Below are 12804 nucleotides of genomic sequence, written 5' to 3'. Positions count from 1 at the left end.
TTGTAAAGGAGCGGTCAATATAGAAAAGCAGCAGCCCCAAGGTTTACACCTTGAACTGCTGCCGCATGACGCTATTCACATGTGACACAGGAGGACTAAGCTGCTCCTTCTCCTGCTCCAGAATCTGCTTCCTGAATATCCGATTGACTCTGCTTACCATTGCCAACTCCGTTAAACACGATGTTCAACAGAATGGCGGTGAAGGTACCTGCAACGATACCATTGCCTGTTAGGATCTGCAAGGTAGAAGGCAGCTTCGCGACCAATTCCGGAACCGTTGTAACACCAAGACCCATGCCAACGGAGCAAGCGATAATAAACAAGTTCTCGTGACGGTTCAGATCGACTTCAGAGCCAAGCATGCGCAATCCAGAAGAAACGACCATCCCGAACATCGCTACCATCGCTCCACCCAATACGGAAGGGGGAATAAGCGTCGCTAATGCTGCGATCTTCGGCACGAAGCCGAGCAATATGAGCAGGCAGCCCGCGACCACGACTACGTCACGTGTTTTGATGCGGCTCATCTGAAGCAAGCCTACGTTCTGCGAATATGTCGTATAAGGGAAGGCATTGAATATACCGCCGAGTGTGATCGCCAATCCTTCAGCGCGATATCCGCGCGCTAGATCTTTGGAAGTCACATCACGCTCTAATATTTTTCCAAGCGCCATAAACACGCCTGTTGATTCAGCCACACTCACGATCGCCACGATAATCATCGTCAGAATCGGTGTTACTGCAAATTGTGGAGTACCGAAGAAAAACGGCTTCACCATATGGAAAACTTCAGCATCTGCTACTTTATTCATATCAAGCATGCCCATGAAATATGCCGCAACCGTACCCAAGATCAGTCCGATCAGTATGGATACGGAACGCAAGAAACCCTTGGAAAAGCGATTCATCAAGATGATGAAGATGAGCACACCGAAGCCGAGAAGCAGGTTCTCGGGACTTCCGAAATCTAATGCGTCTTTATTGCCGCCGCCCAAGTCAGTAAATGCAACTGGAATCAACGTCAACCCGATAATCGTAACAACTGAACCTGTAACGACTGGAGGAAAGAAGCGAATAAGCTTGCCAAACAATCCGCCGAATAAGAAGATGAACACGCCAGAAGCGATAATTGCACCGTAAATATAGGAAATGCCGTAATCAGTACCGATCGTGATCATTGGAATAACCGCTTGGAAGGCGCATCCCAGCACTACGGGCATACCGATACCGAACCATTTATTTTTCCATACTTGCAGCAGGGTAGCAACACCGCACATCATCAAGTCAATGGCGACGAGATACGTTAACTGTTCTTGTGTAAATCCGAGTTTTCCCCCAACGATCAACGGTACAATGACTGCTCCGGCATACATCGCCAATACATGCTGCAATCCGAGTGAGAACGTCTTGAACGGATGGCGATTGCGTTGAAACACACGTTCATTGGATGACATGGCTGTATAACCCCCCTAGAAATATCTAAAACTATCTATTATTCGACTATTCGACGAAGTGAACTTTGCCGCCCTCAAATGACTGAATGCGCGCAAGAGATTCTACGCGATAGCCTGCGTTATCCAGATTAGCTCTTCCTGGCTGGAACGATTTCTCGATCACGATGCCGATACCGGCAACCTTGCCGCCAACCTGTTCTACGATGTGAGCGAGTCCAAATGCTGCTTCTCCATTAGCTAAGAAATCATCAATGATAAGCACTGTGTCATCCGCCGTTACGTATTTGCGCGAAACAGTGACATCGTTCGTAACTCCCTTTGTAAAGGAATGCACTTTCGTAACAATCAGATCCTCTGTCAGCGTTAATGACTTCTGCTTGCGCGCGAACACAAGTGGAACGTTCAGTTCCATTGCAGCCATCAGCCCAGGAGCAATACCGGAGGATTCGATCGTCAGCACCTTTGTAATGTTGGAATCTGCAAAGCGCTTCGCGAATTCGCGACCCATCTCCAGCATAAGACCAGGATCCATTTGGTGATTGAGAAAGGAATCTACTTTGAGTACGGTATCCTTCAAGACGATACCTTCATTCCTAATTTTGTCTTTTAGCATCTGCATGATCTGTTGTTCCCACCTAGTAAGTTATTTGAAAATAAATAAAGCCCGATGGGCAGCAACCTGTAGAGGCACTGACCGCATCGGGCTATAGAAGTCTATTCCATAAACAGAGAATAATGAAGACGAGTTCATATGATAGGCATGAACTTTCTTCAATTCATGTTAAAGTAATATGGAATTGCTCCCGTAGTCCGATCATTTACGGTGATCTGGTAGAGACATGCAGGCCAATTCCTGCATATATACGAGAATATTAAGAATGAATATTCGGGTTCAATAAGACCTATTCAGTATAACCGATATTAATAGGTGAAGAAAGAGGTCTAATTAGGAAATTGATGAATTAGTAGACCGTAATTCCTAAAAAAAATACATTTTGGAGATTTAGTTCTGAAAAGGTCTTTTGAAAATAGGTCTGATTACCGATATTAAAATTATTGATGCTTAGCAAGGAGAGTGGAATAACTTTGGAAGTAGCTTATAGCGCAATCTCGAAGCACTTTAAGCATGTCGGCTATCATCCTGGTCGATACTTGCACATTGTTGATGTGACATGTCGAACAGTTGATTTTGATTACAGTGAGAAAGAACGTGTGGATCAAATCGTAATCGGATCAGATAAGTCTATGGATGTATCTGATCTGAAGATAGCAGCGCGTGAGAAGCTGGTGGAGGAGCATCCCGATTTTCAGTTTTACCGAGAGATTGAAGTTGTGGATCTGAATGTCGTGGAGGCTTTTGATCGGGAACTGACTTGAACCTCGTGCGTTGGGAGAACGATTGCCCTTGTTGATATAACGAGGGCATAGTTATTGTTATCACAAGGACAACCTATTAGCGTAGAAAAGGGAGATGGACAATCATGAACCGCGGAATTCGCGAGAAGTTGTTGAATAAGAAAACGTTTTCAAACTTGAAAATGATTAAGAGTCCAATTCGAACAATCGGAGGCAAGTTATTCACCATTTTTGTTGTCAGCATCGTCTTATTTGTATTTATAGTAGGTATGCTTTCTTACTCGGTTTCCAAGTCGGCTATTGAGAAGAAAGTTACAGAATCAACGTACCAGACGATGATTCAAGGCGCTGAGAAGGTTGACATGCTGCTAGACCAGTACAACAAGCTGAGCCTGCAGGTTATGTTCGATAAGAACGTATCATCGCAATTATCTCTGGTCAATTATTCAGATAAAGATTCATTTGACTATTTTCAAGCGGTGAGCCAATTGCATCAGGCACTCCAAAATTATACGATGGGCAACGATCTAATTGAAAACTTGTATCTCATTCCACTGGATCCTGAGCAGCCAACCTTTACCGCTACACAGGGTAAGCAGGATATTACGAAGGACCTAGCTCAGAATGCTTGGTATGAAGAGGCGAAGAGCTTGAGCGGAGATGTGTTGTGGATTCCAACGATGGTGAATGGAATCGACGGCACGAAGTCAGCCACCTTCGCACTTGCGCGATCGATGAAGAACACGTCTTCAACGATGGGCGATTGTATCGTCGTTGTCGAGATTAAGTACGCCGCACTCGAACGCTTGCTGTTAGGGCTTGACACAGGAGAGGGTTCAACTCTTCAACTTATTAATGATAAAGGACAGTACATATACTCACCTGATCGCGTGAAGTTAAAGGAGACGGTACCTAGCTGGATGATGCCAGATCCTGTGGAAGAAGGTAAAATCTGGACGGGTTCCCAAAAAGCAAAATCAGATGAAGGCGAATCAGTACTTAACGTTTACCATCAGGTTAAAAGCAGTGATTGGCTCCTGCTTGGTTCTATTCCAGAGAAAGAGCTCTATAAGGATGCCAATATGATTCTAATCGTTACCTTTATCAGCATTGCGGTTGCTACCATTCTGGCGTTAATCATTGGTTCGCTTATTTTGCGAATGGTTTCGAAACCACTGAAGACGATCAGCGGCTTGATGAAGGAAGGAGCAGAAGGCCGACTTTCAGTTCGCGCAGAAGTGAAGACTAAGGATGAGATCGGAGAACTGTCCGGGGCATTTAATACGATGATGGAACAGATATCTGGTCTCGTGAAGCAGACGGAGCACAGCGCTAGATCCGTACTTGAGACGGCTTCTTCTCTATCAGAGGCATCTAAATCGACAGCTATCTCAGCCAAAGAAATCGCAGTCGCAACAGAAGAGATCGCGAAGGGAGCTACAAGTCTAGCAGTTGAAGCGGAACGCGGCAATGATCTGACAACTCATATGGCTTCGCAGATGCAGAAGGTGCTGGAAGCGAACAAGGTTATGGACGTGTCTGCTCAGGAAGTTGATCATTCCAGTTCTCTTGGAGCATCGAATATGAGCGAGCTTATGGATCGCACTTCGTCAACCGGCAGCTTGATGCATTCGCTGGCAGAACGCGTTCATCAATTAAGCGACAGCGCCGCTTCGATCCGCAAGATCATGGACGTATTGAACAACATGACGAAGCAAACGAATATTCTGTCGCTTAACGCGACAATTGAAGCAGCGAGAGCAGGGGTCGCTGGTAAAGGCTTTATGGTAGTTGCGGATGAAATTCGTAATCTGGCGGATCAATCGCATCAATCGATTGATGTTGTGAACCAGATAACCGAGCGCATTCAGCAAGAGATAAACGAAACGATCGAAGCGTTGTCCTCGGTATTCCCTATATTTGAGAAGCAATCCGAATCTGTTAAGGAAACGGACAGCATCTTTGGACAGGTACGCAATCAGATGAGCGGAATGATTGGCAATCTGGAGAATGTGACAGGTTCGATCGAGCAGCTTCATCAAGCGCAATTCACGTTAGTAGAAGCGATGTCGAATGTCAGCGCTGTTGCGGAAGAAGCTTCCGCTACTTCGGAAGAAGTGGCATCCTTGAGCGGTGAACAGCTTCATATCTCCTCACGACTTGTGGAATTGTCGCAGCAGCTGGAAGATGTCTCAACACAATTGAAGGATTCGTTGACACATTTCCGTTTCGACTAAGTTAATTGCACTTGTCCCTTCATAATCGGCGATCACCATTCATAAGAATGAAGTGAACCGCCATTAAATAGGGAAGGTGGAAAAGTGTTGAATCAGAGACAGTCGATATTGGCTGCACACATGGTATATCCGGTAGATCCCTATGTCATGCAATCCCTGCAGGACGGAACGATTCAGAAGGCCGCGATGAAAAGGTTTCGCGGCGCGTTTCGCCATAATGCAGCGGCTAGCAATCCGGATCATGTGGTGCTCAAAGAAGGTGATAACACCTTACTTTTTCGAAATAAACATAGGGTATGGAATATCGCAGAATAAAAAATGATTTATGAATAACGCCCGCAGCTTCTTCGTGAAGCATGCGGGCGTTTATGTGCTGTGCTTACAAAATGGCTGAGCAGGACTTGTTCGTCACAGGACATAGAACATGCCGGCAATCGAAGCGCTCAGCAGGTTGGCAAGCGTTCCAGCCAGAACGGATCGGAAGCCAAGCTGTGTAATCAGCTTTCTGCGGTCAGGCGCCATGGATGACAGACCGCTGATCTGAATTGCAATCGAGCCCAAGTTCGCGAATCCGCACAATGCGAAGCTCGTAATCATGAGCGTGCGAGGTGTGATCGTATCTTTAAGCTGAGCCAAGCTTGAGAAGGCTACGAACTCATTCAGGATTATTTTCTGACCGATCAAGCTGCCTGCTATAGAAGCTTCGTTCAATGGAACACCGATGATGTAGGCGATCGGCGAGAAGATTAGACCCAGTATGCCCTGTAATGAAAATTCAGGATAGCCAAACCATCCGCCTATGCCTCCAAGTATACCATTGAGCAGGGCTATCAAGCCGATAAAGGCAATAAGGGTGGCGCCTACAGCCAGCGCAATCTGAAGTCCATCTACTGCCCCGCCTGCCGCTGCATCAACGACGTTGGCTGACTTGCTGACTTCTTCAACCTCGATATTCTGTTCCTCATGCTTCTCTGTCTCGGGAATTAACAGCTTCGAAACGAGCAGGCCCGCTGGCGCAGACATAAAGCTGGCTGCAATCAAGTATTCGAGCGGTACGCCCATCAATGCGTATCCCGCCAGCACCGAACCGGACACCGAAGCCATTCCGCCTGTCATGACCGTAAAGATCTCAGACCGCGTCATCGAATTCAGATAAGGGCGAACTACGAGCGGAGCCTCTACCTGACCGACGAATATATTAGCCGTTGCTGAGAGGGATTCGGCCTTACTCGTCTTTAAGAATTTGCTTAAGCCCCCGCCAATGAAGCGAATGACCCATGTCATGATGTGCAAATAGTAAAGGACCGAGATCAGCGCAGAGAAGAAGATGATGATTGTTAACACCTGAAAGGCGAATACGAATCCATCAACTGGTATCGCTGAGCCAAATACGAACTTGACTCCTTCATTCGCATAGCTGATGATTTTGTCGACACCTTTAGATATGCCGTTCAATATGGCTCGGCCTGTAGACCATCTCAGTACGATGAATCCGAATGCAAGCTGAATGAGCAGCGCGCCGCCTACTGTCCTCCAGTTGATGCCGCGCTTCTTCTCTGAGAACAAGAAGGCGATGCCGAGTAGAACAACAATACCCAATATTCCAAATACATAGTTCATTCGAGTACTCCTTTCCGAACTTCCAACAAATTGTCATATGAAGGTAGTATTAGGGATGATGGGTTGCCTTATGCATCCTTCATGGAGGTGACATTATTGAAAGGGTAATGAAAGGATAATCCAATTCATTTCATATCCATTTGCGCTATCCTGTGGTTAGAAACAATTCGAGGAGATGAACGCAAGTGGAAATGCTAAAGATCAGAAATCTCGTCAAGACGTATGAGGGAAAAGTGAATACACCTGTTCTCAAGGGAATTCAGCTATCGATACAGAAAGGTGAGTTTGTGGCGATCATGGGTCCGTCGGGCAGCGGAAAAACAACACTTCTGAACCTGGTTGCCACGATTGACTCACCTACCACGGGAGAGGTGCTGATTAACGGTACGAGCCCCCATCAATTGTCGAAGGAGAAGCTTGCATCATTCCGCCGACAGGAGCTGGGCTTCGTATTTCAGCATTTTAATCTGCTGAATACGCTCACGGTTGAGGAAAATATCGTGCTGCCTCTCACATTGGAAGGCGTAAGTGTGAACAAGATGAGAGCCGATGCTCATGCTTTGGCTGAGCGTTTAGGAATAAAGGAGATCTTGAACAAGCGCACTTACGAAATATCAGGCGGTCAAATGCAAAGATGCGCAATCGCGCGCGCGATCATTCATGCGCCTAAGCTGCTGCTGGCAGACGAGCCTACGGGCAATCTGGATTCCAAGTCATCTCGCGATGTGATGGAGACGCTTGAGCGAATTAACAAAGTGGACGGGACGACGATGATGATGGTTACGCACGATGCATACGCAGCTTCTTACTGCGATCGCGTCATCTTCATTAAAGATGGAGAGCTGTACAACGAGATCACGTCTAGCGGCAACCGCCAGCTGCTGTATCAACACATCATGGATTCTCTCGCAATGCTTGGAGGTGACGACCGTGAACTTTCGACAGTTCGCTATTAGAAATGTCTTTCGCAATAAGCGAACGTATGCGGCATACTTCTTGAGCAGCGCATTTTCCGTCATGATCTTTTTCATCTATTCGGTTATTGCCTTTCATCCTGATATGAAAGCGGGCTTGATTCAGCAGGTTGCAGTTACAGCGATGAGCAGTGCGCAGTGGATCGTGTACGTGTTCTCTTTCTTCTTCATCTTGTATTCTGTCAGTGCGTTCCTCAAGACGCGTCAGCATGAATTCGGGGTGCTGATGATTCAGGGCATGTCCCATCGCCAGATGAATAGACTTATATTTTTGGAAAATATGATTATCGGTTTAGCCGCAATCTTAACGGGAATTGGAGCGGGGCTGATAGGCTCTAAACTAGCGTTGATGATCGGCTCTAACGTAATGGATGTTCGTCTACCGTTCTATGTTGCGCCCAAGGCGTTCTGGTTGACGATCGGTTCCTTCTTCATCTTATTTATGGTGATCTCCTTCTTAACCAGATTTATGGTCAGCAAGCGGAAGGTCATTCAATTGCTGCAAGGCACGAATAAGCCGAAGCCCGAGCCCAAGGCCTCCATCTTGCTATCGCTGCTTGCCGCTGTGCTTCTGATCGGAAGCTATGTATTAGCTGCTACAGCCATCCCGGCAACGATTGGACTGCTTATGATCCCGGTTATCGTGATGACGATTGTTGGCACGTATTTTTTATTTTCACAGCTAAGTGTGTTTATCATTAATATGTTAAAACGCAATCGCTCCTTCTTCTGGCGGAAGACGAATATCTTAACCTTATCGGACCTGTCCTATCGAATGAAGGATAATGCGCGTATGTTCTTTATGGTATGTATCGTTTCGACGGTCGCTTTCTGCGCGCTCGGCACATTGTCTTCTTTCGGAGTTTACTATAAACAGCTGGATTATGATTATCCATTCACATTCAATTACGTATCTCATCCTGGCAATAAGCTGGAGGCAGAGCATCTTAGTACACTGGAGCAGGAGTTGAAGGATAAGCAGGTCGCTTATGATAAGACAACTTACGAAATGTTGAATCTCAAGCTATCTGAGAATGATAACGAGATTACGCTCATCAGTAATTCAACCTATAACAAGCTGGCGACCCTGTTCAATTATCCTGCGCAGGAGCTTACCGGCAATGAAGCAAGATTAATTGTGCACCCCTTATATTATGATAAGGAGAAAAAGCCTGATCGAACGGTCAACTTTAAAGAACAAGGTATCACCATTAAGATTAACGGAGTAGCTGAGGGCTTGGTTGCTGATAATAGGACGATGTACAATGCAATCATTGTCAGCGACGATGAGTATAACAGTCTGAAAGGCAGCTCTGAAGGGACATTTGTCACCGGCTATAAGGTGAAGAAGTGGGAGGATGCCAAGGGGATCGGCACGGAGTTGTCCAAGCTGTATGATGAGCAAATGAATGTTTATTACGATTCCGATCTCAAAGGAGAGGCTCCATTATACAGTTTCAGCTCTCTCCCTGAGGTGGCGTCCATGCAGCGGCAGTTGTACAGCATTATGATGATGTCTGCACTATTGGTAGGCGCTGTATTCTTTATCGCAGCGGGAAGCTTCCTGTACTTCCGTTTGTACTCTGATCTTGAGCAGGATAAAGCTCATTATAAGGCGATTGGGAAGATCGGGCTTAAGGATAAAGAATTGCGCAAGATTGCTACATCTCAGCTGCTGCTGCTGTTCTTTATTCCGATCGTGGTCGCGATCATTCACAGTGTGTTTGCCTTTACAGCGCTTCAAAGCTTGATCCAATTGTCAATCGTTGGAGAAACGATCAAGGTGTTGGCTGGCTTTACGATCGCCCAGATCATATACTTCTTAGTTATTCGTTGGCGGTATATCAATCATCTGCGTGATGCGGTGAACTGATGCACTAGACCCTTTAACGTGTGGCCTTGCGGAAACCGGCGGCTTCTGCATCTTCTACGTTGCAGAACATGTTCTCAGCCGTCGTTTGCTCGTAGCTGTCGCCGCCGGGCACGTGATAGATCTTGTCCTTTTTGGAGTTGATATTGCCTTTTATCAGCGGCTTCGTACAGCCAGATGGCTGGTTGTAATCGGCTGTGTCAGCTGTGTTGGCCCATAGTCCGTTGTTCTGCTTGCGCGCTTCGCGTTCCAGCTTAGCAAAATGATCCGCATACATCACGTTAGGCGAGATGCTCATCGTATTGGCGTAGCCCTCTTGAACAAGCTGGTCATTGTACATGACAGGGTCTTGATCGATGAACACATAACGCAGTAGTCTGCCGTATCGATCGGTGTCACCTGTGTCTTGAAACAGGTAAACGGTTTGATTGGTCAAATGTTCTTTCGTATATTGACTGGCTTCTTTGCCGTAATGCTCCACTTTGCCGTGAACCTCGGGAGTATTAACGCCGATAAGTCGGACCTTGCTGCCTGAGTCGGTCTCGAAGGTATCTCCATCCACGATGCGCTTCACAGAATCGATTTCATACGGATGTCCTTCGAGATCAGGATAATTAGCTATAATTTCTGCTAGAAACGGGTCGTCCTTAGTGCTGGTACTTGTGGTTTGGCATCCGCTGAGGACGGCCAAACCCATCAGCAGGACCGTGACCAAGAGCAGAAGTCGGTTAATTGCGGGTATAGTCTTGCTATGATGTGATCGAGTATTGCTGAACATGTTGATTTATTCGCTCCTTCCGATCCTCATTATGGCAAGGAACTTGTATAGAAGCAAGCAGGCTTATAGTAGAGCGGATGCAAAAGATTGTGACTGAGCAGTTGCTATTCGAGTAAAAATATGGTACATTTCTTAGTAACTTCAATATGAAATGACGGAAGCACCGTCACGATATCGGGTCCCATCTGGGATGTCGAGGTCGTGGCGGTTTTTTGCGTTTACTGCTGCTGATGAGAATTAGAAAGGAGTTGCGTGCTGCATGATTCACGGAATGAAGCAAGATTGGATCTTAGCTCTGCCAGACAAGCGTTTGGCAGAACGCTTCAGTGACTATTGGAGAAATGGTTCGTATGCGGATCAAATTCAGCTGCGAGTATTTTCCCAGATCGATACCCTGCAGCATTATAGTCGCTTGAATCCTAACGTGCATGTATTCATGGTGAGCAAGGACTGGGAAGCGGAGTTGAATGATTCATCGGAGTCATGGTTTGCAGGTGCTAAACGGATATATTTGACCGATGTGGAGGTGCATGAGGAGAACCATGTCTGTATCTTTCAGCCGCTTCCACAGCTGTTTGAGCAGCTATGGAAGATTGGTTCTGCGGAGCTGAGCGCTGCATCAACATTAACAGCTGCCAGTTCCAAGCAAGGCGCCAAAGTGTTGACCGTATGCTCTGCTGGCGGCGGAAGCGGGAAGACGACGATATCGTTTCAATTAGCTCGATATGCAGCCGCTAATGGCTTGCGAGTATTTTATTGGAATGTAGGCTTGTATCCGGAATGGACGCTGTTGTACCCAGACGGGACGAATATTCCGCGAGCGTCGAACAGCTTCTCGCAGCTGCTGTATTATCTTCGACGAGATCATGGAGGCAAGCGGGATATTCCGCTCGATTCGTTTACCGTGCAAGTGACATCACTCCGTGCTGAAACGTTTGATCCTTATATTAGGGCCGAGGAATGGTCAGAGTTCAGCGAACGCGAACTGAAGGCTGTAATCGAGTGGTTGATTAGGACTAATCGTTATGATCTTATCCTGATCGATGCTTCTGATGGATGTCCGTTTCTAGATGCGGCTATTAAGATCTCCAATGATGTCGTTTGGCTTCTACTTGACGACCTTCCTCATCTGAATAAGACAGTGCATTGCTGGAATCGCATAAAGCGTGAAAACAGTATTCCTTATTCAGCCTTCTGTTCCCGCACGCATCTGCTCGTAAACCGTTACATGGGAGCGATTCAGAATCGATGGTGCAGACTGGATATAGGGATTAGTGGATTCTTGCCTTATATCCCTCAATGGAAGCAATTCCATCGCGCGGAGCAGTGGTTCGGCTCGGCTGTGTTTCAAGCTGCTTTCGAAGAATGGGCGGCGGTTGAGATGCCTTGGCTGGGCAGCGGCAGATTGCACGAGAGGGCTGTATGATGCGCAAGGTAACAAGCTTGATGCCGCCTTCAGCTGAAGCAGGCTCAAGAGCTGAGGATCTTGTGCGCTTGGACTTGCCTGAGGCGATGCAGGTACAGGATCACATCAAGCTGAATGCAGGTAATCTGCATATTGCCGAATCGGGGCAGACTGATTCAGATCAATTGTATCAAGCTGTTCGCAAGCAGGTGCGCGATCAGATGGAATGGGAAGAAGAGCTCGGAGATGATGAACTGCTGCAGCGGATTGAAGAGAAGGTGTTCGCTCTTTCCGACATCAACCGATTCACCTCCAAGCAACTGGAGGCGCTCGTGCTGCGCATATTCTATTCCTTTCGCGGCTTTGATGCACTCCAGCCGCTGATCGATGATCCGAGTATCACGGAGGTCATGATTAACAGCCACAGTGAGATATTTATCGAACGCGAAGGAGAAATGCAGCGCTGCTCTATACAATTTGATAGCCCCGAGAAGCTGGGAGATGTGATTCAATCGATTGTTTCGCAGGTGAATCGGATCGTTAACGAATCCTCTCCGATCGTTGATGCCAGATTGAAAGATGGATCCCGCGTGCATGTGGTGCTGCCTCCCATTGCGCTAAAGGGTCCGACTGTTACGATTCGTAAGTTCCCAGCCAAGCCGATGACGATGGAGGACTTGGTTGCACGCGGCGCTATACATAAAGAAGCGGCTGACCTTCTGAAGCTCTTGGTGCAAGCGAAGTACAACATCTTTATTAGCGGCGGAACTGGCTCAGGCAAGACAACGTTTCTAAATGCGCTGTCTCAATATATTCCGCAGGATGAGCGCGTCATCACGATCGAAGATGCGGCTGAGCTGCAGATTCATACGGTGCCGAACCTCGTTTCGCTTGAGACGAGGAATGCGAATTCGGAAGGCAAAGGAGCGCTGCCAATGAGAGAGCTGATTCGCGCCTCGCTCCGCATGAGGCCGAATCGGATCGTTATTGGCGAGGTAAGGGGCGGTGAGGTTCTGGACATGCTGCAGGCTATGAATATAAAAAGGTAATAACCATGTGAATATGCTACAGCACAAAGTTTAGGAAGACTAATCTATATGGACAGGACGT

At 47.0% G+C, this 12804-nt stretch carries 11 protein-coding genes and 1 riboswitch; of the genes, 7 read left to right on the top strand and 4 right to left on the bottom strand.

The genetic code is table 11. The annotated features are described in order from the left end of the window. Positions 1–95: 95 nt before the first annotated feature. Together AC3WTP_RS09305 and AC3WTP_RS09300 are read right to left on the bottom strand one after the other, a co-directional pair. A complete protein-coding gene (locus AC3WTP_RS09305) occupies positions 96–1454 on the bottom strand; it encodes a nucleobase:cation symporter-2 family protein (protein WP_492394325.1) in 1359 nt (452 codons plus the stop codon). Positions 1455–1500: 46 nt separating this feature from the next. Then, the gene (locus AC3WTP_RS09300; protein WP_492394324.1) at positions 1501–2073 is read right to left on the bottom strand and encodes a xanthine phosphoribosyltransferase; all 573 of its coding nucleotides are present in this window, start codon (positions 2071–2073) and stop codon (positions 1501–1503) included. A gap of 167 nt (positions 2074–2240) precedes the next feature. After that, positions 2241–2341: riboswitch (purine riboswitch) on the bottom strand. 199 nt (positions 2342–2540) lie between these two features. On the opposite strand from AC3WTP_RS09300, the gene AC3WTP_RS09295 reads away from it, so the two are divergent. The 3 genes from AC3WTP_RS09295 to AC3WTP_RS09285 all read left to right on the top strand — a co-directional run bounded on the left by AC3WTP_RS09295 (position 2541) and on the right by AC3WTP_RS09285 (position 5362). Beyond that, positions 2541–2831 carry a hypothetical protein gene (locus AC3WTP_RS09295; protein ID WP_492394323.1) on the top strand — a complete coding sequence of 97 codons (291 nt, stop codon included), beginning with the start codon at positions 2541–2543 and terminating at the stop codon, positions 2829–2831. 104 nt (positions 2832–2935) lie between these two features. Further along, the gene (locus tag AC3WTP_RS09290) at positions 2936–5047 is read left to right on the top strand and encodes a methyl-accepting chemotaxis protein (protein WP_492394322.1); all 2112 of its coding nucleotides are present in this window, start codon (positions 2936–2938) and stop codon (positions 5045–5047) included. An 87-nt stretch (positions 5048–5134) separates the two neighbouring features. Beyond that, positions 5135–5362 carry a DUF2642 domain-containing protein gene (locus AC3WTP_RS09285; RefSeq protein WP_492394321.1) on the top strand — a complete coding sequence of 76 codons (228 nt, stop codon included), beginning with the start codon at positions 5135–5137 and terminating at the stop codon, positions 5360–5362. Positions 5363–5455: 93 nt separating this feature from the next. On the opposite strand, the gene AC3WTP_RS09280 is transcribed toward AC3WTP_RS09285, so the two are convergent. Beyond that, positions 5456–6667, bottom strand: a complete 1212-nt coding sequence (locus AC3WTP_RS09280) for a NupC/NupG family nucleoside CNT transporter (protein ID WP_492394320.1) — start codon at positions 6665–6667, stop codon at positions 5456–5458. Between the two features lie 191 nt (positions 6668–6858). Between AC3WTP_RS09280 and AC3WTP_RS09275 the strand changes: the two genes are divergently transcribed. Together AC3WTP_RS09275 and AC3WTP_RS09270 are read left to right on the top strand one after the other, a co-directional pair. Further along, positions 6859–7623, top strand: coding sequence for an ABC transporter ATP-binding protein (locus AC3WTP_RS09275; protein ID WP_492394493.1), 765 nt, complete (start codon positions 6859–6861; stop codon positions 7621–7623). After that, on the top strand, positions 7598–9514 hold the full coding sequence (locus tag AC3WTP_RS09270) for an FtsX-like permease family protein (protein WP_492394319.1): 1917 nt from the start codon (positions 7598–7600) through the stop codon (positions 9512–9514). The genes AC3WTP_RS09275 and AC3WTP_RS09270 overlap by 26 nt, the downstream gene beginning before the upstream one ends. Before the next feature lie 13 nt (positions 9515–9527). On the opposite strand, the gene AC3WTP_RS09265 is transcribed toward AC3WTP_RS09270, so the two are convergent. Next, positions 9528–10289, bottom strand: a complete 762-nt coding sequence (locus AC3WTP_RS09265) for a thermonuclease family protein (protein WP_492394318.1) — start codon at positions 10287–10289, stop codon at positions 9528–9530. 259 nt (positions 10290–10548) lie between these two features. Here AC3WTP_RS09265 and AC3WTP_RS09260 point away from each other — a divergent pair, with 259 nt between their 5' ends. After that, positions 10549–11715, top strand: a complete 1167-nt coding sequence (locus tag AC3WTP_RS09260) for a nucleotide-binding protein (protein ID WP_492394317.1) — start codon at positions 10549–10551, stop codon at positions 11713–11715. Further along, the gene (locus AC3WTP_RS09255) at positions 11712–12743 is read left to right on the top strand and encodes a TadA family conjugal transfer-associated ATPase (protein ID WP_492394316.1); all 1032 of its coding nucleotides are present in this window, start codon (positions 11712–11714) and stop codon (positions 12741–12743) included. Before AC3WTP_RS09260 ends, AC3WTP_RS09255 begins: the two co-directional genes overlap by 4 nt. Positions 12744–12804 lie beyond the last annotated feature (61 nt).

The sequence above is a fragment of the Paenibacillus sp. EB106-04-04-XG159 genome (assembly GCF_058791835.1).
The sequence above is the reverse complement of the archived record's forward strand: the minus strand, read 5'-3'. Positions and strand labels throughout refer to the sequence as shown.

What these genes read in the sequence shown, in the direction of transcription:
- AC3WTP_RS09265 (WP_492394318.1), bottom strand. Translation starts at nt 10,289, where the DNA reads ATGTTCAGCAATACTCGATCACATCATAGCAAGACTATACCCGCAATT.
- AC3WTP_RS09275 (WP_492394493.1), top strand. Translation starts at nt 6,859, where the DNA reads ATGCTAAAGATCAGAAATCTCGTCAAGACGTATGAGGGAAAAGTGAAT.
- AC3WTP_RS09290 (WP_492394322.1), top strand. Translation starts at nt 2,936, where the DNA reads ATGAACCGCGGAATTCGCGAGAAGTTGTTGAATAAGAAAACGTTTTCA.
- AC3WTP_RS09305 (WP_492394325.1), bottom strand. Translation starts at nt 1,454, where the DNA reads ATGTCATCCAATGAACGTGTGTTTCAACGCAATCGCCATCCGTTCAAG.
- AC3WTP_RS09260 (WP_492394317.1), top strand. Translation starts at nt 10,549, where the DNA reads ATGATTCACGGAATGAAGCAAGATTGGATCTTAGCTCTGCCAGACAAG.
- AC3WTP_RS09280 (WP_492394320.1), bottom strand. Translation starts at nt 6,667, where the DNA reads ATGAACTATGTATTTGGAATATTGGGTATTGTTGTTCTACTCGGCATC.
- AC3WTP_RS09300 (WP_492394324.1), bottom strand. Translation starts at nt 2,073, where the DNA reads ATGCAGATGCTAAAAGACAAAATTAGGAATGAAGGTATCGTCTTGAAG.
- AC3WTP_RS09255 (WP_492394316.1), top strand. Translation starts at nt 11,712, where the DNA reads ATGATGCGCAAGGTAACAAGCTTGATGCCGCCTTCAGCTGAAGCAGGC.